Origin of the sequence: Streptomyces sp. NPDC053427 (assembly GCF_044544985.1) — a bacterium.
Taxonomy (GTDB): Bacteria; Actinomycetota; Actinomycetes; order Streptomycetales; family Streptomycetaceae; genus Streptomyces.
Map to the genome: position 1 here is coordinate 54,313 of NZ_JBITYA010000013.1, position 19,325 is coordinate 73,637.

The 19,325-nt window shown below is 70.7% G+C and carries 17 protein-coding genes; 3 read left to right on the plus strand and 14 right to left on the minus strand.

What is annotated here, in order from left to right; translation table 11 throughout:
• Positions 1-6: 6 nt before the first annotated feature.
• The 4 genes from ACIGWZ_RS31725 to ACIGWZ_RS31740 form a co-directional block, all read right to left on the minus strand.
• Positions 7-1,260, minus strand: coding sequence for a ketosynthase chain-length factor (locus ACIGWZ_RS31725; protein ID WP_400070169.1), 1,254 nt, complete (start codon positions 1,258-1,260; stop codon positions 7-9).
• Positions 1,257-2,525: a beta-ketoacyl-[acyl-carrier-protein] synthase family protein gene (locus tag ACIGWZ_RS31730; protein WP_400070170.1), complete on the minus strand. Its 1,269-nt coding sequence runs from the start codon at positions 2,523-2,525 to the stop codon at positions 1,257-1,259. Before ACIGWZ_RS31730 ends, ACIGWZ_RS31725 begins: the two co-directional genes overlap by 4 nt.
• Positions 2,522-2,956, minus strand: coding sequence for a cupin domain-containing protein (locus tag ACIGWZ_RS31735; protein ID WP_400070171.1), 435 nt, complete (start codon positions 2,954-2,956; stop codon positions 2,522-2,524). The genes ACIGWZ_RS31730 and ACIGWZ_RS31735 overlap by 4 nt, the downstream gene beginning before the upstream one ends.
• A 62-nt stretch (positions 2,957-3,018) precedes the next feature.
• Positions 3,019-4,143, minus strand: a complete 1,125-nt coding sequence (locus ACIGWZ_RS31740) for a SchA/CurD-like domain-containing protein (RefSeq protein ID WP_400070172.1) — start codon at positions 4,141-4,143, stop codon at positions 3,019-3,021.
• 248 nt (positions 4,144-4,391) lie between these two features.
• Here ACIGWZ_RS31740 and ACIGWZ_RS31745 point away from each other — a divergent pair, with 248 nt between their 5' ends.
• Positions 4,392-6,026 (plus strand): FAD-dependent oxidoreductase, encoded by a 1,635-nt coding sequence (locus ACIGWZ_RS31745; RefSeq protein WP_400070173.1) that lies wholly within the window; start codon positions 4,392-4,394, stop codon positions 6,024-6,026.
• A gap of 12 nt (positions 6,027-6,038) precedes the next feature.
• Here the strand turns inward: ACIGWZ_RS31745 and ACIGWZ_RS31750 are convergent, their stop codons facing one another.
• Genes ACIGWZ_RS31750 through ACIGWZ_RS31760 form a run of 3 tightly spaced genes read right to left on the minus strand, consistent with a single transcriptional unit; the run spans position 6,039 to position 8,092 of the window.
• Positions 6,039-6,944: an SAM-dependent methyltransferase gene (locus tag ACIGWZ_RS31750; protein ID WP_400070174.1), complete on the minus strand. Its 906-nt coding sequence runs from the start codon at positions 6,942-6,944 to the stop codon at positions 6,039-6,041.
• On the minus strand, positions 6,941-7,219 hold the full coding sequence (locus tag ACIGWZ_RS31755; RefSeq protein WP_388269505.1) for a DUF397 domain-containing protein: 279 nt from the start codon (positions 7,217-7,219) through the stop codon (positions 6,941-6,943). Before ACIGWZ_RS31755 ends, ACIGWZ_RS31750 begins: the two co-directional genes overlap by 4 nt.
• Before the next feature lie 6 nt (positions 7,220-7,225).
• Positions 7,226-8,092 carry a helix-turn-helix domain-containing protein gene (locus tag ACIGWZ_RS31760; protein ID WP_400070175.1) on the minus strand — a complete coding sequence of 289 codons (867 nt, stop codon included), beginning with the start codon at positions 8,090-8,092 and terminating at the stop codon, positions 7,226-7,228.
• Positions 8,093-8,228: 136 nt separating this feature from the next.
• Between ACIGWZ_RS31760 and ACIGWZ_RS31765 the strand changes: the two genes are divergently transcribed.
• Positions 8,229-8,690 carry an ATP-binding protein gene (locus ACIGWZ_RS31765; protein ID WP_400070176.1) on the plus strand — a complete coding sequence of 154 codons (462 nt, stop codon included), beginning with the start codon at positions 8,229-8,231 and terminating at the stop codon, positions 8,688-8,690.
• A gap of 72 nt (positions 8,691-8,762) precedes the next feature.
• Here the strand turns inward: ACIGWZ_RS31765 and ACIGWZ_RS31770 are convergent, their stop codons facing one another.
• A complete protein-coding gene (locus ACIGWZ_RS31770; protein WP_400070177.1) occupies positions 8,763-9,563 on the minus strand; it encodes an SGNH/GDSL hydrolase family protein in 801 nt (266 codons plus the stop codon).
• Between the two features lie 233 nt (positions 9,564-9,796).
• Between ACIGWZ_RS31770 and ACIGWZ_RS31775 the strand changes: the two genes are divergently transcribed.
• A complete protein-coding gene (locus ACIGWZ_RS31775) occupies positions 9,797-10,645 on the plus strand; it encodes a tyrosine-protein phosphatase (protein ID WP_400070178.1) in 849 nt (282 codons plus the stop codon).
• A gap of 105 nt (positions 10,646-10,750) precedes the next feature.
• On the opposite strand, the gene ACIGWZ_RS31780 is transcribed toward ACIGWZ_RS31775, so the two are convergent.
• The 6 genes from ACIGWZ_RS31780 to shc form a co-directional block, all read right to left on the minus strand.
• Positions 10,751-11,956, minus strand: coding sequence for a serpin family protein (locus ACIGWZ_RS31780; RefSeq protein WP_400070179.1), 1,206 nt, complete (start codon positions 11,954-11,956; stop codon positions 10,751-10,753).
• Positions 11,957-12,133: 177 nt separating this feature from the next.
• Positions 12,134-13,519 carry an aspartate aminotransferase family protein gene (locus tag ACIGWZ_RS31785; protein ID WP_400070180.1) on the minus strand — a complete coding sequence of 462 codons (1,386 nt, stop codon included), beginning with the start codon at positions 13,517-13,519 and terminating at the stop codon, positions 12,134-12,136.
• A complete protein-coding gene (gene dxs / locus ACIGWZ_RS31790; protein WP_400070181.1) occupies positions 13,516-15,417 on the minus strand; it encodes a 1-deoxy-D-xylulose-5-phosphate synthase in 1,902 nt (633 codons plus the stop codon). The genes ACIGWZ_RS31785 and dxs overlap by 4 nt, the downstream gene beginning before the upstream one ends.
• Positions 15,418-15,591: 174 nt before the next feature.
• The gene (gene hpnH, locus ACIGWZ_RS31795) at positions 15,592-16,617 is read right to left on the minus strand and encodes an adenosyl-hopene transferase HpnH (RefSeq protein WP_400070182.1); all 1,026 of its coding nucleotides are present in this window, start codon (positions 16,615-16,617) and stop codon (positions 15,592-15,594) included.
• Between the two features lie 5 nt (positions 16,618-16,622).
• Positions 16,623-17,279: a 1-hydroxy-2-methyl-2-butenyl 4-diphosphate reductase gene (locus ACIGWZ_RS31800; protein ID WP_400070183.1), complete on the minus strand. Its 657-nt coding sequence runs from the start codon at positions 17,277-17,279 to the stop codon at positions 16,623-16,625.
• Positions 17,279-19,258: a squalene--hopene cyclase gene (gene shc / locus ACIGWZ_RS31805; protein ID WP_400070184.1), complete on the minus strand. Its 1,980-nt coding sequence runs from the start codon at positions 19,256-19,258 to the stop codon at positions 17,279-17,281. Before shc ends, ACIGWZ_RS31800 begins: the two co-directional genes overlap by 1 nt.
• Positions 19,259-19,325 lie beyond the last annotated feature (67 nt).

Genomic DNA, 19,325 nt, shown 5'->3' on the forward strand with positions numbered 1-19,325 from the left:
TCCTTCTCACGAGGGGGACCGGCCGGAGCTCCGACGCAGCACCAGCGCCGCGTTCGAGCCCATCAGTCCCCGGCTCAGCACCAACGCCGTCCGCAGCTCGGCCGGGCGGGCCGAGACGGTGACCAGGTCGAGGTCGTGGCTCACCTCGAAGACGTTGGGGGTAGGGGGCACGATGCCGTGCTCCATGGAAAGCACCGCGGCCGCCGCGTCCAGGACGGGGGCGCCGCAGTACGCCCGGCCGGTGCCGGTCTTGGGTGCGGTCACGGGAACGGCCTTGGCATGCCGGCCCAGCGCGTCCGCGATCGCGAGCGCCTCGGCGCGGTCGGCCGCCGGCACTCCGAAGGCGTCCGCGAACACCACATCGATCTCTTCGGGGGCGCACCGCGCGTCCTCCAGCGCGCCGATGATCGCCTGGGCCAGCCCCTCGCGGGACGCCTCCCAGCGGGCCGCCCCGGTGAACGTCGCGGCGTGCCCGGCCACCACGGCGCGGACATCCGCCCCGCGGTCGAGGGCCGCCTTCTCCTCCTCGACCACCAGCATGGCTCCCCCCTCGGCGGGGACGAAGCCGCAGGCGGCGTCGGTGAAGGGACGGTAGGCGCGGTAGGGGTCCTCGACCTTGCTGAGGTCGTCGTACCCGAGCTGGCAGACCACCGAGTACGGGGCGAGCGGCGCCTCGGCCGCACCGACGACGACGGCATCGGTGCCGCGCTGGATCGTCCGGCCCGCATGCGCCAGCGCGTCCAGACCGCCGGCCTCGTCGCTGGCCACGACCCCGCAGGGCCCCTTGAAGCCGCCGCGGATGGAGATCTGGCCCGTACTGGCCGCGTAGAACCAGGCGATGGACTGATAGGGCCCGACGTGCCTGGAGCCCTGGCCCCACAGGTGCTGCAGTTCCCGCTGGCCGAATTCGCCGCCGCCGGAGCCGGCCGCGGTGACGACGCCCACCGCGAACGGCGAGTCGTTGTAGTCGGCGCGGCCCAGCCGGGCGTCGTCCAGCGCGAGGTTGGCCGCGGCCATCGCGAAGTGCGTGAACCGGTCGGTCTGCACCAGGTAGCGCTCTTCGATGAGCACCGCCGGGTCGAAGTCGCGGACCTCGCCGGCGACCTTCAGCGGCAGGTTCTCGCACCCTTCCCGGGTGACCACGTCGAGCACGCTCATGCCCTCCGTGGTCGCCTTCCAGAAGGCCTCGGTGCTCACCCCGTTGGGGGCGATGACACCGATACCGGTGACGACGGAACGACGTTGTTGCAGGGAGCTCATCTGGCCCTCCCACCCTGTCTGGTCAGCACCACCGCGGACTGGAAGCCACCGAACCCGCTGCCGACCGAGAGCACCGACCGCAGCGGCAGCTCCCGCGCGGTCTTCGGCACATAGTCGAGGTCACACTCCGGGTCCGGGGTCTCGTAGTTGGCCGTCGGCGGTACGACCTGGTGGGCGAGCGCCAGCACGCACGCGACGATCTCGATCGCCCCGATCGCGCCGAGCGAGTGGCCCACCATGGATTTGATGGAGCTCATGGGCACCTTGTAGGCGTGCTCACCCAGCGACTTCTTGACGGCGGCGGTTTCGTGCCGGTCGTTCTGCTGGGTGCCCGAGCCATGGGCGTTGACGTAGTCGATCTGTGAGCTGTCGACCTGCGCGTGGGCGAGTGCGCGATTGATCGCCTCGGCCATCTCCAGGCCCTCCTGGGTGAGCCCGGTCATGTGGTACGCGTTGCCGAACGTGGCGTAGCCCCGTATCTCGCAGTGCACGGTGGCACCGCGGGCGCGGGCGTGCTCCAGCTCCTCCAGTACGAGGACGGCGCCGCCCTCCCCCATGACGAATCCGTCGCGGTGGGCGTCGAACGGCCGTGAGGCGTGGGCGGGGTCGTCGTTGTTGGCGGAGGTCGCCTTGATGGCGTCGAAGCAGGCCACCGTGATCGGGGAGATCGGCGAGTCGGACGCGCCCGCGATGCACACATCGAGCCGGCCCTCCTCGATGGAGTGGAAGGCGTAGCCGATGGCGTCGAGGCCGGAGGTGCAGCCCGTGGAGACGGTCTGCACCGGGCCGTGGGCGCCGATCTGTTCCGCCACCGCGGAGGCGAGCGAACTGGGGGAGAACGCCCGCTGGAGGTGGCGGCCGGCCGGCCGGTGGTCCACGTCCCAGTGCTGACCGGAGTCGCTCACGGCGACGTAGTCATGCTCCAGGCGCGTGGTGCCGCCGACCGCGGTGCCCAGCGACACCCCCATCCGCCAGCGGTTCTCGCTGCCGGTGTCCAGGCCCGCGTTCCGCACCGCCTCCCGGGCGGCGACCATCGCGAACTGGATGTACCGGTCCTGCTTGGCCACCTGCTCCGGGCCCAGCCCGTGGGCCGCCGGGTCGAAGTCGCACTCGGCGGCTATCCGGGAGCGGAAGCCCTCCGGGTTGAAGAGGGTGATGCCCCGGGTCGCGGTGCGCCCGGCGGACAGGAGGTCCCAGAAGGCGGGTACTCCCACGCCGCCCGGCGCCACGATGCCGACACCGGTGACCGCTACGCGTCGCGTCATGAGACCGGCTCCGTTCGTTCCGGTGGGCCCGAGGGCGCACCGTCCTCCGACTCCTCGGTGTCGACGTGCCCCAGGTCCGGGCGCGGGGCCAGCGGGCCGAGGTGGAAGACCATCCGGGCCTCCACGTCGCCGACGTTGCGGAAGCGGTGCCGCAGATACGGCGGGATCAGCAGCCCCTGGTCCGGACGCAGCGGGTGCGGCTCGCCGTCGAGGTCCACTTCGAGCGCGCCGCTCACGACGTAGACGAACTCCTCGGAGTACGGGTGGTAGTGCTCGCCGATGCGCTCCCCGGGCTGCACGAGGGCCATGCCCATGAAGCCGCTGGTGGCGCCCACCGCGGTGGGTGTCAGCATGGCGCGCAGGTCGCCTCCGCGTCGGCGGTTGGGCTTGGTCTCGTTGAGGTCCACGATGCGTGGGCGGTGCGTGGTCATGGCTGCTTCCTCCTGGTACGGGGGCCGACGGGTGGGGGGCCTTGGACGGCCGGATGCGCGGTTCAGGAGTCCGTTGCCCGGCGGTCGGTGATCAGGTCCATGTCGGAGCGCGCGAGGAAGTGCGCCAGCTCCCGGTCGGTCGACAGGCCGCCGGCCTCGTCGGTGTCCATCAGGCGCTTGAAGACGCCCCGCTTGCGGGTGCCGCGCACGCCGATGACGAGGTCGGGGTCGATCTCGTCGATGCCGACCCGCAGATCGATGAGCCGGACGACGATGTCGTCGCGCTGGAAGAGGGTGCTGCCCTCGATCGGGCAGGCGGGGTCGTCCGCGGCCAGCTCGTCCTGCCGGGCCAGCATCCGGGCCAGCGCCATCCCGCAGCCTTCCTTGGCCGGGTAGTACAGCGCGTGCCGCTGCGCGTCGCGCGACTCCGGTCCGTCCGTGCCGATGTGGTGCACCGCGGGCAGCGCGGCCCGGGTGAAGAACACGCGGGCGGAGTTGGGGTCGGTCAGGTCCCGGTCCTGCTCGAGGTACGGGTTGATGGCCTCCTCGACGGCCCGGACCTCGGGCTGCTCCGACACGTGCCGCAGCGCCGCGACGAGATCGCCCTGCACCTCGACGGCCCGCACGATGCGGTTGCCGTGCATGAACAGCGAGGTGCGGCACAGCCGGGTGACGTCGTCGACCCGCGATTCCGGAGAGCTGTAGCCCGCCAGGATCTCGGCGACCATCGACTCGCTGCCGGGCTTGACGGTGAAGGTCAGGGCGTGCCGGACCACACCGTCGCCGACCCGGGGCGCGGCCTGCAGCCGGCCCTTGGCGGAGTTCTCCGGGGCGCGCGCGTGGACGTTCGAAGTCTCGCGCAGCACGCTGAAGCGCAGCGATCGGGTGTTGCGTACGCAGCCGTGCAGGGGCTGCACCATCTTGACGTGTTCCTCGCTGTTGACCCAGGCCAGGAACGGCGGTGCGCTCTCCCATTCGCTGGTGATCAGCCACTGCGAGGGGTTCTCGATGGACTGGCACAGCTGGTCGGTGATGTGACCGGGGACGGACGCCACCTGGTTGCGCAGGTACTCGTAGGCTTCGAGGAAGCGCTGCTGGGCGCCGTCGTGGAGGTCCAGCATCAGCACGACCCGGAGTCTCGAGCCGTCGAACGCGGACTGCGATATTCGTTCCGACACTGTTGTCATCGTCTACGCATCTCCCTCGGAGCGAGTTCGGCTCCTGTGGTGCGTCGTCAGTTCCGGAGGTGATCCGGACGCTGACCCGGCGTACCGGGACGACCGGCCCCACAGCGGGGGTGTCCGTCCCGGAATCGATCGTGGCCGGGACCCCCGGGGCGCGCGATATCTGTGGGCCATGCGGGTGAACCATGATCGAACGCTCCCGCCTCCGGGGAAACTCCAGCTCCGTAGGCGCCACAGAGCTGGAGCAGCCAATGAATGCAGCGGTCGAAGAGCGGGTTCCGGTACTTGTCGTGGGCGGGTCCCTGGTGGGCCTGTCCGCGTCGTTGTTCCTGGGGCGCCTGGGCGTACGGCACATCCTGGTGGAGAAGCATTCCGATACGTCACGGCATCCGCGCGGGCGGGGGAACAACGTCCGCACGATGGAGCTGTACCGGGTTGCGGGCGCCGAGGAGCGGATCCGCGAGGCCGCCTCCGTGCTGGCGGACAACCACGGCATCCTGCAGGCCCCGTCGCTGACCGGCGAGGAGCAGGAGTGGCTGTTCAAGGAGATCGACCCGGGCGGCGGGCTGGCCAAATTCAGCCCCGCCGGATGGTGTCTGTGCAGCCAGAACGACCTGGAGCCGGTGCTGGTGCGGTGCGCCCGCGAGCAGGGCGGCGATCTGCGCTTCAGCACCGAGCTGCTCTCCTTCGACCAGGACCGGGAGGGCGTGACCGCGGTGGTCAAGAACCGCGAGAGCGGGGAGCACACCACCATCCACGCGGACTACGTCATCGCGGCGGACGGCCCGCGCAGCCCGGCCCGGGAACGGCTCGGCATCGGCCAGACGGGCCCCGGCGACCTGTTCCACAACGTGAGCATCACCTTCCGGGCCCCCGCGCTCGCGGATGCGGTCGGCGACCGCCGCTTCATCGCCTGCTATCTGACCAACCCGGAAGCCGACGGCTGTCTGCTTCCGGTGGACAACGCGGCGGACTGGGTCTTCCACGCGCCCTGGCACCCGGACCGGGGCGAGACCCTGGAGGACTTCACCGACGAGCGGTGCATCGACCACATCCGCCGGGCGACCGGCGTCCCGGACATGGCGGTGGAGATCACCGGCAAGGCGCCCTGGCACGCCGCCGAACGCGTCGCCGAGCGGTACGCAGCCGGCCGGGTCTTCCTCGCCGGTGACGCGGCCCATGAGATGTCCCCCACCGGGGCGTTCGGCTCCAACACCGGCATCCAGGACGCGCACAACCTCGCCTGGAAACTGGCCGCCGTGGTGCACGGCTGGGCCGGCCCCGCCCTGCTGGACACCTACGAGTCGGAGCGCCGGCCGGTGGCCCGCGCGACCAGCGCCCGCGCCTCCGCCCGGTCCGCCGAACACAGTCACCCCGGGTATGCCGCGGCCCCCGGCGCGGGCGGCGGCCGGCAGAGCGGCGTGCTCACCGTCGCCCTGGGCTACAGCTATCCGAACGGCGCGGTGGTCGGCGCCGACCCCGAACTCCCGGTCGTCCCGGCCCGGATGCAGCTCTCGGGCGCCCCCGGCACCCGGGCCCCGCACATGTGGCTCCAGCGCGCCGGGGTACGGATGTCGACGCTGGACCTCTACGAGAAGTCCCTGGTCCTGCTCACCGGCCCCACCGGCGCCCCGTGGCGCGCCGCCGCCGCGCGCGCCGCCGAGCGCTGGTCCGTCCACCTTCCCGCGTACAGCATCGGCACCCGGCCCGAGGACGATCTGGCCCCCGAGAAGGGCACCGACTGGGCCGATGTGCACGGCACCACTCCCGCGGGCGCGGTACTCGTGCGTCCGGACGGGTTCGTGGCGTGGCGGTCGGAGAGCATGGCGGCCGACCCGGAGGCGGAGCTCGACGAGGCGCTGGGGGCGGTGCTCTGCCGCGGCTGACGGCCGCCGGGGTCAGTCCTTGCGGCCCACTCCGCCGTAGAAGACGTTGTCGTTGAGCTCTTCGGCGCTGGGCACCGGTCCGTCCGGCCGCCACAGCGGTACCCGTACGACGCCCGGCTCGAGCAGCGTGAACGGCCCGAAGAACGACGCGATCTCGGCCTTGGAACGCAGCTTGAGCGGGGCGATGGAGCCCTTGTAGACGTCCTCCACATCGGCGCGCATCCGCTCGTCCACCTCGCCCGGCTCGTATCCCTCGTAGGGCTCGTACGTCGAATGGGACACCACGAGGTGGCTGCCGGCGGACAGTGCGTCGGCGAGGCCGGCGATGAGGGCGGCCGGGTTCTCCTCGTCCTGGATGAAGCTCAGGACGACGGACATCACCAGCGCCACCGGCCGGTCGAAGTCGATCAGCTCGCGGACGGCGAGGTGCTCCAGGATCGACTTGGGGTCGCGGAGGTCGCCGAGCACGAATGCGGTGTGTTCGGTGTTGGTGAGCCGGGCCCCGGCGTGGGTGGCGACGATCGGGTCGTTGTCGACGTACACGACAACGGTGTCGGGCGCGACCTCGCGGGCGATCTCGTGCGCGTTGGGCGAGGTCGGGATGCCGGTGCCGATGTCGATGATCTGGCGGATGCCGCCGCCGACGAGTTCGCGGAGGGCCCGTCCCAGGAACGCGCGGTTGGCGATGGCGCTGTCGCGCACCTGGGGGTGCATGGCAAGGACGCGGTCCCCGGCGTCCCGGTCGACCTCGTAGTTGTCCCAGCCGCCGAGGTAGTAGTCGTTCATCCGCGCCGGATGCGGCCTGCTGGTGTCGATCTCCTCGGCCGAGAAGCCGGAGTGCTCGGGCCCCTTGGTGAACGGTCCGAAATCCGGGACCTCGTTGCCGGCCGCTTCCTGGGGGAAGTCGTGCTCGCTCATGCCGTCCTCCGCTCGACGCGCCGGCACGGTGCCGCGGTGAGCAGGAAGTCGGCGTGCCCGGCCTTCGCTCCCTCGATGAAGCTCACCATTTCGTGATGGGTGTAGATCAGGGCCGGGCCGTTGGGGTCGGTGGACTGGCGCAGGGCCACCCGGCCGTCCTTCAGCCGCATGGCCTCGACGCACTCGCCTCCGTTTCCGCCACTCCACGGCTTGTGCCAGCCTTCGTTGCCCAATTCACTGGCGGGCATGCCGTTGTAGATGCGTATGCGATCCATGGGGGGTTAGATCTCCTTGCGAAAGCCACCCAGAATGGCCCTGGTGGTGTGTGCCGGCGCGGCCTGCGCACACATCCGGTCCAGGGCCTCCAGGAACTGCGAGACGTCGTTGCGCTGGTCGAAGTACACGGCTCCGACGAGGCTTTCCGCATACGCGATGTCCGGCAGCTCCGGAATCGGGAAGCGGAAAATGTGGAACGGCCCGTACATCGCGGGATGCGGGCCGGAAGCGAAGGGAATGACCTGGAGCCGGACGGTCGGCAGCGAGGTGGCCTCCATCAGCCGGGTGATCTGGTCCCGCATCACCTTGGGGCCGCCGATCGGGCGCCGCAGGACGGTCTCGTCCACCACGGGCCACAGCATCGGTGCCTTCTCGCGGGTCAGCAGCGACTGCCGCTCCATGCGCAGCGCCACGATGCGGTCGATGTCCGCGGCAGGGGCGTGCGGCATACCGGCCCGCAGGACGGCGGCGGCATAGTCCTCGGTCTGCAACAGGCCGGGGACGTAGTGCGGTTGGTAGGCCCGGATGAGGTTGGCCTCGCTCTCCAGGCTGACGAATGCGCTGAACCACTCGGGGAGCACGTCGCGGAACCGGTGCCACCAGCCGGGCTTGTTGGCCTCGCGGGCCAGGCCGAGGAAGCTCTCGGTCTCGTCCTGGTCGGTGACGCCATAGGTCACCAGCAGCTTCTCGACATAGGGGATCTTGAGGCCGACCTCGGCCTTTTCCATGCGCCGTATCGTGGCGTGGGTGACATCGAGGGCCCGCGCGGCTTGTTCGAAGGACAGCCCCGCCTTCTCCCGCAGGTCCTGCAGTCGCTTGCCGAGCACCACCCGAAGGACGGTCGGCGCTCCGGCCGAACGTGGATCCACCACGTCTGATCCCCTCCAACTGACTTATGTGGTCAGCAGTGTGTCATGTCGTCATGAGGACGAACAGGCTGCATATGCGATTCTGCAAATTACAGAGTGATCCTTGCCATCGGTGACCAACATCGCACATAGTTACGTCGTGGCTTCCTCCAAAAACGCTCCTTCGTTAGGGCGCTGGTGCGGCTTGGCCGCCGAGCACCCCCAGGACGCGTTCCATTTGCCGGCGCGGCGCACCTCGGTCCCCGAGGCACGCAAGCGGGTCATCGCGCTGCTGCGTGAATGGGGCGCGGCTCAACAAGTCCGCGACGACGTGGAGTTGGTGGTTTCTGAGCTGTTCACCAATGCGGTACGGCACACCGACAGCGAGAAGGTCGGCTGCGAGCTGACGCTCGTCGGGTCGTACATCCGCATCGAGATCACGGACGAGGGCGGCTGCGGAGTTTCGACACCGCACGCCCAGCCGGGCAGCGTGGACCAAGAGGGCGGACGCGGCCTGTTCCTGGTCGGCGCGCTGTCCGAGAGCTGGGGGACACGGCCCGACGACAGCGGCCGCGGCCGGGTCGTCTGGGCAGATCTGCCGTACGCCGCAGCGGCACACTGAGGCCCCGGACCGCCCATCGCGGCAACCGGGGCCTTTGTCGTGTCGCGCGCCCGCCCTACCGGACGCCGCCCGCTACAGCGGCAGCAGGTCGGGCCGCTTGGGCTCGACATGGTCGCCCGAGGACTCGCCGCGCAGCCGGCGCCCGATCCACGGGACGAGGTGTTCGCGCGCCCAGTGGATGTTGTCCCGCCGCGCCTCGGCCGCCGACCGCTCCGCCTCCGGAGGCCACGGCTGGTCCGGATCGGCCGGCACCTGGAGTCCGAGCACCTGCGCCGCGCGCAGCGCCACCCGGGTGTGACCGTCGGCCGACAGATGCAGCCGGTCATCGCTCCACGCCCGCCGGTCCTGCACCGACTTCAGCGACCACAGGTCGAGCACCGGGCAGTCGTGCCGGTCCGCGATGGCCCGCACATGCGCCGTATAGGTCGCGATCTTGCCGCGCAGATGCTTGAGAACCGGCACCCCGCGCGTATCGAAGCCGGTGCACAGCAGCACCGCTCCGACCGACGTCCGCAGATCGGCGACCGCCCGCTCATATCGCTCGGCCACCGCGTCCGGGTCCGAACCCGGCCGCAGGATGTCATTGCCGCCGGCACAGAAAGTGACCAGCGCGGGGGAGAGCTCCTTCGCCCGGGGCACCTGCTCCTCGACTATCTGATCGAGAAGCCGCCCCCGTACGGCGAGGTTCGCGTAGCGGAAGTCCCCCTCTTCCCGCTGGTCCGACAGGAGGACCGCTAGCCGGTCCGCCCAACCGATGTACGCCCCGTCACGGCCGGGATCCCCGACCCCCTCGGTGAAGCTGTCCCCGACGGCTGCGTACGACCCGATGGCGCCACCGGCGCCGCTGCTGATGTTCTTCGAATCGTCTGCCACGTCAGGACATACTTCACCTTGAGAAGTGACTTACGCCACCGTAACCAGGGGTTGACGGGAGGTGATTAATGCCACCAGGTCAAATTCTGCTCAAGTTGGAATAATGATCGATCACAGACTGCTTTATCTTCGCTCCATGAACGGTCGCGGACGGTCGCCCACCGCGTTGTACGGCGGGACTGTTGCCAGCTGATTGCCTACTGCATCAATGTCGTATCGTCGAGTTGCCCGCCATGTCGACGGCCAGCGTCGGCGGCCGAACCAAAGGAGCGCCCGTGACGCAGACGCCGCAGGTCCCGCAGGAGCAGTTCGAACTCGCGGAGGTCCGCAACTTCCGCGATGTGGGCGGCCTGCCGACCGTGGACGGGCGTCGGGTACGTCAGGGGCGGCTGTTCCGCAGCGGCCATCTCGCCCATGCGACCGAGGCGGACGCGGCGTTCCTCGGCGGCCTCGGGCTGCACACCGTCTTCGACTTCCGCAATTCCGCGGACATCAAGATCGAGGGCCCCGACGTCGCACTCCCCGGCGTGCGGAATGTGAACATCCCGCTCACGGACCCGGCCGACGGCGCGGAATTCTGGGCGATGGTGCGCGACGGCCACCTGGACCAGCTGCGGGTCGCGCTGGGTGACGGCAAGGCCGCGGCCCGGATGGCCAGGACCTACCGGCACATCATCACCACCCGCACCGAGGACCACAGCCGGGTGCTGCACGCGCTCGCCGAGGACAGCGTTCCCGCGCTGATGCACTGCGCGGCGGGCAAGGACCGCGCGGGGCTGTCCGTCGCGGTGACGCTGCTGGCGGTCGGGGTGGAGCCGGACGCCATCGAGGAGGACTACCTCAAGTCCAACGATCCGCACCGCCGCTACAAGATCCGCCGCAGCGACAACTCCGCGGTCGGGATGTCGGCGGAGGTCATGGAGCTGCTCGCGCCGCTGTTCGGGGCGCACACCGACTACCTCACGGCCGCCTTCGACACGATCGAGCAGACCTGGGGCTCGACGGAGGCCTACCTCAGCGAGGGCCTCAAGCTGACCCCCGCGACCCGCGAGCGGCTGCGCGACCAGCTGCTGACCGACTGAGGCTCCCGCCAGAGGACGAACGGCACCGGACGTACGCACAACCGGCCCGGCGGCTCCCCCGCCGGGCCGTTCCGCATGCCGCACCTCAGCGGCGCGGGCCGCCCGTCACCAGATCTCGCCGGGCCGCCGCGGGCGCTCCTGCCACGCGTCCGGGTCGGTGACCCAGCCCGCGACCAGCACCAGCCCCGACTCCCGGTGCACCGCGAGAAAGCCGAACGGCCGGTCGAAGTCCGCCGACACCAGCCGCGACCGCTCCTGGGGGCGCAGGGCGGATCCCGGATTCATCGCGAGGGCCGTCACGGCCGCCGCCCGGAATCCCAGCGCACCGAAGCTCGCGGTGACCGTCTGCCGGGCCGAGGACACCGCCAGCGGCTGCTCGCTGATCCCCGGAAAGTGCCCCCGCGAGGCATCGGTGGCCGCCGCGAGCCCGAACAGCCCCGCCCGCTCCAGCAGATCGTGCTCGGCGTCGACGGTGAAGCGCGGGCAGGTCAGCCTGGTCTGCGGGGCGCCGTCCCAGCTCGTCACCTTCTGCACCCGCACGCCCGGCCCGGCGCCGTCACCCAGAGCCGTACCGGACACCGCCGGATAGCCCCCGCCCAGGGCCGCGACGCCATGGCGCAGCACCTCGCCGCCGGGCATCTCCGGCGGGCCGAGCAGCAGCCGCACGTCCAGGCCGTTGTCGCCGGTGACCTCCACCACGGTCAGTTCACCGGCCGGCGTGCGGTGCACCCGGATCTGCTCCGGATCCGCGCCGGATCGCCGCAGACCGGTCATCTCCCGCCCCGCCCAGGGCCCTTCGGATATCCGCAGCGGGACCTCGCGGAACGGCTTGCGCCATGTCGTACGCACCAGCAGCGCGCTCGCGAGGACGAACAGGGTGCCCGGATCGGCCGCTACGGGCATCCGCTCGATCAGGCCGTCGGTGTGCCGCCGCACCCAGGCGCTCATCGCCTCCAGGTCCGCCGCCGCGTCCCCGGTCAGCTCGCCGTGCACATCCCACGGCAGGCTCTGCAGCCAGTCGGGGCGCAGCTCCAGCATGCGCCGGTTCCACAGACCCACCGCGGCATCGACGCCGTCCGCCTTGGCCAGCGCGTCCAGCAGCGCGCGGCCCTCCCCTGCGGCGCGCTCCGCGTCCGTGCCGAGGGCATCGGCCAGTTCCTTGCGGGCCGGGCCGTCCGCGGGTCCGGCGAGCAGCGCCAGCAGCGGCCAGAGTCCGGCGGCGGTCAGGGCCGTGCCCCGCTCCCCCACAGCCACCCGCGCCCAGCGGGCGGTGAGGTCGTTGACGGCCCGAACCGTCGTCGCGGCAATCATCCTTGCGCTCCCCCGAATTCCTGCGGCGTCGGAACGACGACCGGCTTCCCCGGTCGCCATGGTGACACTGTCACTCACGCCTTCGACGGTAACGGCCGGCACTGACAGTCACCGTGGAATCCCGTTAGGAGCGGACGGATTCGCCTCCGCGCCCGCCCCACAGCGGCGGGCGCGGACTCACCCGCGGGCGCTCAGCTGCGCTTTGACCAGCGTCCGCCCGAAGTCCCACAGCAGGCCGCCGCCGTTGTGGGCCTCGTCCATGACGGCCGTGAAGGCGTCGAGGAAGCGGTCCACCTCCCGCTCCCCGATGATCAACGGCGGAATCAGCTTGATGACCTCCAGGTGGTCGCCGGAGACCTGGGTGAGGATGCGGTGGCGCTGCAGCAGGGGCACCACGACCAGCTGCGCGAACAGACCCTTGCGGGCGGCTTGGAGCATCGTCCAGCGCCCGCGCAGCACCAGCGACTTCGGCTTGCCGAACTCGATGCCGACCATCAGTCCCCGGCCGCGGACGTCGTGCAGCAGCTCGTACTTGCCGATCAGTGCGGAGAGCCGCTCGCGCAGCAGATCGCCGGTGTGTCGGGCGTTGGCGACGATCTGTTCGTCCTCCATCACCGTGAGCACGGCGAGGCCGGCCGCCATGGCCTGGGCGTTGGCGCCGAAGCTGGCGGAGTGCACCAGCACCCGGTCCATCGACGAGTAGACCTTCTTGAAGATCCAGTCCTTGCCGAGCGTCGCGCCGACCGGGACATAGCCGCCGGAGAGGGCCTTGGCCACACAGACCAGGTCCGGTTCGACGCCGTCCTCGTGCTGGTAGGCGAAGAAGTCGCCGGTGCGGCCGAGGCCGGTCTGCACCTCGTCGGCGATCAGCAGGGCCTTGTGGCGGTGCAGCAGCTCCTGGGCGGCGCGCAGGAATCCGGGCGGGGTGGGGTGGACGCCCTTCCCCTGGATCGGCTCGACGACGAAACCCGCGACGTCTCCGCGCTTCAACTCCCGTTCCAGCGCAGCCAGATCACCCCTCTCGACGGCGGTGTCCGGCAGCAGCGGCGCGAAGCCGTCGCGGAAGCCGTCCTCGCCGTTGACGGAGAGCGAGCCGGTGGTCAGGCCGTGGAAGGCGTGGTTGCAGTAGAGGATGCGGGGTCTGCCGGTGGCGTAGCGGGCGAACTTCAGGGCCGTCTCGACGGCTTCGGTGCCGCTGTTGCCGAAGAAGACCCGGTCCAGATGGGGCGCGTAGGACAGCAGCTTCTCGGCGAGCAGGCCGGGCAGCGGCTGGCAGTCGAAGCGGGTGAGGTCGGGGAGGCCGGCGTCGAGGACGTCGTGCAGCGCCCGGCGTACGACGGGATGGTGTCTGCCGAGGCCCATCACGCCGAATCCGGCGAGCATGTCGAGGTAGTCCTGGCCGTCGCTGTCCCAGAAGTAGGCGCCCTCGCCCCGTTCGTAGACCTTGTCGAAGCCGATGGTGTGCAGCATCCGCGGAAGCTGGTGGTTGAGATGGCGGGCATGCAGGTCGTAGCGCTCGGCGCCGCGTTCGGCGAGCAGCTTCGCCAGGTCGAATCCGGTCACGAGGCATTCTCCTTCCGGACCGGGGCGCCGTTCTTGCGGGCCAGCGCGGCGCTGATCCGGCCGGCGATCTCGGCCGGGGTGAGGCCGAGGTCGGCCAGCAGTTCGCCACGCTTGGCGTGCGGCAGGAACTGCTCGGGGATGCCGAAGGTCCGCAGCGGTACGTCCACCTCCGCGTCCCGCAGCGCCTGGCCGACCGCGGAGCCCACCCCGCCGTTGCGGCTGTTGTCCTCGACGACGGCCACCATGGCGTGCTGCGCGGCGAGTGGGGGGATCGCGGGGTCCACCGGTTTGACCCAGCGCGGGTCGACGACCGTCGCATCGACGCCGCGCGCCGCGAGGAGTTCGGCGACCCGCAGACACACCGGCGCCATCACGCCGACCGCGACCAGCAGGACGTCCGGCTGCGGGGCCTGGTGCAGTACGTCGACGCCACCGATCCGCCCGACGGCCGGGATCGGGTCGCCCACCGGCTCCTTGGGGAACCGGATGACCGTCGGGGCGTCGGTCACGTCCAGCGATTCCCCCAACTGGGCGCGGAGTTGGTCGGCGTCGCGCGGTGCGGCGATCCGCAGGCCCGGCACGACGCCCTGCACCGACAGGTCCCACACGCCGTTGTGCGAGGCGCCGTCGGTGCCGGTGACGCCCGCCCGGTCCAGGACGAAGGTGACGCCGCACTTGTGCAGCGCGACATCCATCAGGACCTGGTCGAAGGCGCGGTTGAGGAACGTGGCGTAGACCGCGACGACGGGGTGCAGTCCGCCGGTGGCCAGCCCGGCCGCCGAGACCACGGCGTGCTGTTCGGCGATGCCCACGTCCCAGACCCGGTCCGGGTAGGCCTCGGCGAACTTCCCCAGCCCGACCGGCCGGAGCATCGCCGCCGTGACGGCGACGACGTCCTCGCGCTCGGCGCCGATCCGGACCATCTCATCGGCGAAGACGGACGTCCAGGAGGGCGCGCTGGGCGGGGTGACCGGCGCGCAGGTCAGCGGGTCCATCACGCCGACGGAGTGGAAGTGGTCCGCCTCGTCCTCCAGGGCGGGCCGATAGCCGCGGCCCTTCTCGGTCAGGCAGTGCACCAGTACCGGGCCGTGGAAGCCGGCGGCGCGGCGCAGCGCGGACTCGACGGCGGCGATGTCGTGCCCGTCGATCGGCCCGAGGTACTTCAGCCCGAGGTCCTCGAACATGCCCTGCGGCGCGAAGGCGTCCTTGAATCCCTTCTTCGCACCGTGCAGCGATTCATAGAGCGGCTGACCGACGACCGGGGTGCGCTGGAGGACGTCCTTGCCCCAGGCCAGGAACTTTTCGTAGCCGTCGGTGGTGCGCAGCGTGGCGAGGTGGCTGGCGAGGCCGCCGATGGTCGGGGCGTAGGAGCGCTCGTTGTCGTTGACGACGATGATCAGCGGGCGGTCCTTGGCGGCGGCGATGTTGTTGAGCGCCTCCCAGGCCATGCCGCCGGTCAGCGCGCCGTCACCGATCACCGCGACGACATGGTCGTCCTTGCCGCGGACCTGGTTGGCCTTGGCGAGGCCGTCGGCCCAGCCCAGCACCGTGGAGGCGTGGCTGTTCTCGATGATGTCGTGCGGCGATTCGGCGCGGGAGGGGTAGCCGGACAGGCCGCCCTTGGCGCGCAGCTTGGAGAAGTCCTGCCGCCCCGTCAGAAGCTTGTGGACGTAGGACTGGTGGCCGGTGTCCCACAGGATGCGGTCGGCGGGCGAGTCGAAGACCCGGTGCAGGGCAAGGGTCAGCTCGACCACGCCCAGGTTGGGTCCCAGATGGCCGCCGGTGCGGGTGACGGCCTGCACGAGGAACTGCCGGATCTCCTCGGCGAGTTCGTCCATCCGCTCCTCGGGGAGCGCCTTGACATCGCGCGGCTCGCGGATGTGCTCCAGCAGGGTCATGCTCGGTCCCCCTCCATGGGTTTCGGCTGACGGTGACATCGGGGGTGCCTGGCAGCGCTCCCTCGGCTTGTGGGTGCGGTGTGCGCCGGCCCGGCCCGCGGCGGCGCGCCGCCGCGGGCCGGGCCGGGCCGGGACGTCCGGGGAGCCCGGCGCCGGCGGCTCACCGCTCGCGCATCACCCGCGGTTTCCGCCGACGGTCTCCCTGGCGGCCCGCAGCGACTCCTTCAGGGAGCCCATGGTGGCCAGGACGGCGGTGGGCTCATAGCCGCAGTGCGCCATGCAGTTGGCGCAGCGCGGGTCCTTGCCGCGGCCGTACTTGCTCCAGTCCGTGTCGTCGATGAGCTCGCGGTACGTGGGCACATAGCCGTCGCTCATGAGATAGCAGGGGCGCTGCCAGCCGAAGAGCGAGTAATTGGGGATCGCCCAGGCCGTGCAGGGGAAGTCCGCCTTGCCCTCCAGGAAGTCCAGGAAGAGCGGGCTGTGGTTGAGCCGCCAGCGGCGCCGGTTGCCGCCGGCGAAGGCCTTCTTGAACAGCTCCCGGGTCTGCTCGACCCCCAGGAAATGCTCCTGGTCGGGGGCCTTCTCGTAGGCGTAGGCGGGCGACAGCATCATCTCGTCGACCTGGAGGTCGTCGTTGAGGAAGTTGAGGACCTCGATGATGGTCTGCGGGGTGTCGGTGTTGAAGAAGGTGGAGTTGGTGGTGACCCGGAAGCCGCGCCGCTTGGCTTCCTTGATCGCCGCCACGGCCTCGTCGAATACGCCTTCCTTTGCGACGGATTCATCGTGCCGCTCCCGCATCCCGTCGATATGCACCGCGAATGCAAAATACGGCGAGGGCGTGAAGTTCTCCATCTTCTTGCGCAGCAGCATCGCATTGGTGCACAGGAAGACATACTTCCGCTTCGCCACCAACTGCCGGACGATCTCGTCGATCTGCGGATGCATCAGCGGCTCGCCACCGGCGATGGAGACCATCGGCGCACCGGACTCCAGCACCGCGCCGACCGCCTGCGCCACCGGCATCCGCTGTTTGAGAACGCCCGCCGGATGCTGGATCTTCCCGCAGCCCTCACACTTCAGATTGCAGGCGAAGAGCGGTTCCAGCTCGACGATGAGCGGAAACTTCTCGCGTCGGCGAAGCACTTTCTGTTCAAAAAGATAGGTCCCGACCCGGATGGTCTGACGAAGCGGCATGGCCATCTGGCTCACCTCCTGGGGAGCAGCAAAGAACGGTGCCATTCGAAGAAAACAGGAAGAACGCAGCGCAGCACACGGAAGGCCGATATTCCACCGCGCACGGTGCCGATACGTACGAGTTCATGTCCTGGAGCGTCCACGATCACCCGGACGGCCGCAACCGGACGATTTCCGGCATGCCGCGCGGCCCGTAGCGTGGCCGCGGATTCCATGTCCACCGCCACCGCCCCCTCGGCATGCAGCGCGGCCCGCTCCGCGCCGCGTACGACGTGGTCGGAGCCGCGCAGCAGACCGGTGTGCACGGTCAGCCCGCGCTCGCGCAGGGCCGCCAGCAGCGGTCCGTTGTCGCGGCAGACGATGTCCGGGGCGTCCGGCCGGTGGTCACGGGTGGCCTCGGCGACCACCACGTCCCCGGGCCGCATCCCCGGTGCGAGGCCGGCACAGAAGCCGCTGGCCACGACCGGTGAATGCGCGGTGGCGGCGCCCTCGCGCAGCGCCTGTGCCAGAGCGCGTTCGGCGGCCTGGGGGCCCATGCCCGTACGGAGGGTGACCACCGGCGGACGCGTGCCACCGCCGCCCCTGCCCCGCAGCGCGAGCCGCTCGATGCCGAGCGCGCAGGCGATCAGCAGCGGCGGATCCGCGTCGGCCGGGGCCGGTCTCGGCATCAGTCCCCCAACGGCGCGTCGGCATGTCCGCCGTGGACATAACGGCCCAGGGCCGTCAGCGGGAAGACCTGGCGGTAGAGGTGGTAGTTGATGGAGAAGTCCCACGGGAAGCCCGTACCGGTGAAGTACGGCTCGTCCCAGGAGCCGTCCGGGAGCTGGGTGTCGGCCAGATAGCGCACCCCGCGCCGGACCGCCTCGCTCTCCCCCTCTCCGGCCGCCAGCAGCGCCATCAACGCCCAGCCGGTCTGTGAGGCGGTCGAGGCGCCGCGTCCGGCCCAGGCCTTGTCCCGGTAGGAACGCTGGTCCTCGCCCCAGCCGCCGTCGTCGTTCTGCACCCGGGCCAGCCAGCTGACGGCCCGCCGGATCGCGGGGTGCGAGGCGGGAAAGCCGGCCGCGGCGAGCGCGGGCAGCACCGATCCCGTGCCGTAGACGTAGTTGGTGCCCCAGCGTCCGAACCAGGCACCGTTGGGCTCCTGCTCGGCCAGCAGCCAGTCGATGCCGCGCCGGGTGCTCGGGTCGTGGGTACGGCCGACGTCGGCGAGCATCTCGACGACATGGGCGGTGACATCGGCCGACGGCGGGTCGATGACCTCCCCGAAGTCGCAGAACGGCAGGCGGTTGGGGAACGGGCTGGTGTTGTCGGCGTCGAAGGCACCCCAGGCGCCGTTCTTGGACTGCATGCCGAGGTTCCAGCGCACCGCCCGGCGGACCGCGGCGTCGACCCGCTGGGGATCGGGGTGCTCCACGCGGCGCAGCGCGAGCACCACCTCGGCGGTGTCGTCGATGTCCGGGTAGTTGTCGTTCTCGAACTCGAACGCCCAGCCCCCGGAGGCCAGTTGAGGCCTGCGCACCGACCAGTCGCCGGGTCGGTCGATCTGCTCGTCGAGCATCCAGTCGACGGCCTTGATCAGCTGCGGGTGGTCCGGCGGCAGTCCGGCGTCGGCGAGGGCGATGGTGGCCAGGCAGGTGTCCCAGACCGGGGACTGGCAGGCCTCGATCATCCTGGCGCCGTCCTCGCGCCATACGGTGAATCGGTCCAGCGACTCCAGGCCGCTGCGCAGCACCGGGTGGTCGAGGTCGTAGCCGAGGAGGTGCAGGGCGATGATGGAGTAGACGGCGGGCGGCTGGATGCCGCCCCAGCAGCCGTCGTTCTCCTGCCGCTCGATGATCCAGCGGGCGGCGGAGCGCATCGCGGCCCGGCGCAGTCGGCGCGGGGCGACCTTGTGGTAGACGTGCAGCGCCTTGTCCAGGCGCTGGAAGACGCCGTCCCAGCTAACGGCGGAGGCGAGCGGGCGCGGCGGGTTGGGGCGCCGCGGGTCGGTGTGCAGCTCGTCGAGGGCGAACGGGGCCGGGCGTACCGGGCGCTTGGCCGAGACGATGGTCAGGGCCACTATCGTCTGCCGCGCCCAGCAGCCGAAGTCGTAGATGTTGAGCGGGAACCACTTGGGGAAGTAGATGAGCTCCGGGGGGAGTTCGGGGAGGTCGTCCCACTTCCACCAGCCGAAGAGGGCCAGCCAGATCCGGGTGAAGACCCGGGCGGCGGCGATCCCGCCGTGTTCGCGGATCCAGGCGGAGGCCCTGGCCATGTGGGCGGCGTCCGGGGCGTCCCCGGCGAGCCGCAGGGCCACGTACGCCTCGATGGTGGTGGAGAGTTCGCCGGGGCCGCCGTAGAAGGTGGCCCATGTGCCGTCCGCGCGCTGCTCGCCGCGGATGAAGCGGGCGGCGGCCTCGGTGAGCTTGGGGTCCTGCACGCCCAGGAACTGACGGAGCAGCAGGTCCTCGGCATCCATCGTGACGTTGGTGGCGAGGTCGCCCTTCCACCAGCCGGCGGAGTCCTGGAGGGAGAGCAGATGGTCGGTGGCGCGGGCGGTCGCGCGCCGCACGGCGGTGACGGTGTCGGTCTTCTCAGCGGTGGCATCGCTGGCCGAAGGGGCCCGGGGCGGCAGCGCCCCGGTGCTTCCGTCGGTCGTCGCTGTCATGGCTTCCCCTTCTGCAGTGAACTGTCAATGCGTGTTCAGGGATTCCGTCGGCCGGTGCCCTCCCCCA

Bases quoted from the DNA above. Each gene is read 5' to 3' on its own strand.
- ACIGWZ_RS31725 (WP_400070169.1), bottom strand. From the start codon at position 1,260: ATGAGCTCCCTGCAACAACGTCGTTCCGTCGTCACCGGTATCGGTGTC.
- ACIGWZ_RS31730 (WP_400070170.1), bottom strand. From the start codon at position 2,525: ATGACGCGACGCGTAGCGGTCACCGGTGTCGGCATCGTGGCGCCGGGC.
- ACIGWZ_RS31735 (WP_400070171.1), bottom strand. From the start codon at position 2,956: ATGACCACGCACCGCCCACGCATCGTGGACCTCAACGAGACCAAGCCC.
- ACIGWZ_RS31740 (WP_400070172.1), bottom strand. From the start codon at position 4,143: ATGACAACAGTGTCGGAACGAATATCGCAGTCCGCGTTCGACGGCTCG.
- ACIGWZ_RS31745 (WP_400070173.1), top strand. From the start codon at position 4,392: ATGAATGCAGCGGTCGAAGAGCGGGTTCCGGTACTTGTCGTGGGCGGG.
- ACIGWZ_RS31750 (WP_400070174.1), bottom strand. From the start codon at position 6,944: ATGAGCGAGCACGACTTCCCCCAGGAAGCGGCCGGCAACGAGGTCCCG.
- ACIGWZ_RS31755 (WP_388269505.1), bottom strand. From the start codon at position 7,219: ATGGATCGCATACGCATCTACAACGGCATGCCCGCCAGTGAATTGGGC.
- ACIGWZ_RS31775 (WP_400070178.1), top strand. From the start codon at position 9,797: ATGTCGACGGCCAGCGTCGGCGGCCGAACCAAAGGAGCGCCCGTGACG.
- ACIGWZ_RS31780 (WP_400070179.1), bottom strand. From the start codon at position 11,956: ATGATTGCCGCGACGACGGTTCGGGCCGTCAACGACCTCACCGCCCGC.
- dxs (WP_400070181.1), bottom strand. From the start codon at position 15,417: ATGACCCTGCTGGAGCACATCCGCGAGCCGCGCGATGTCAAGGCGCTC.
- hpnH (WP_400070182.1), bottom strand. From the start codon at position 16,617: ATGGCCATGCCGCTTCGTCAGACCATCCGGGTCGGGACCTATCTTTTT.
- ACIGWZ_RS31800 (WP_400070183.1), bottom strand. From the start codon at position 17,279: ATGCCGAGACCGGCCCCGGCCGACGCGGATCCGCCGCTGCTGATCGCC.
- shc (WP_400070184.1), bottom strand. From the start codon at position 19,258: ATGACAGCGACGACCGACGGAAGCACCGGGGCGCTGCCGCCCCGGGCC.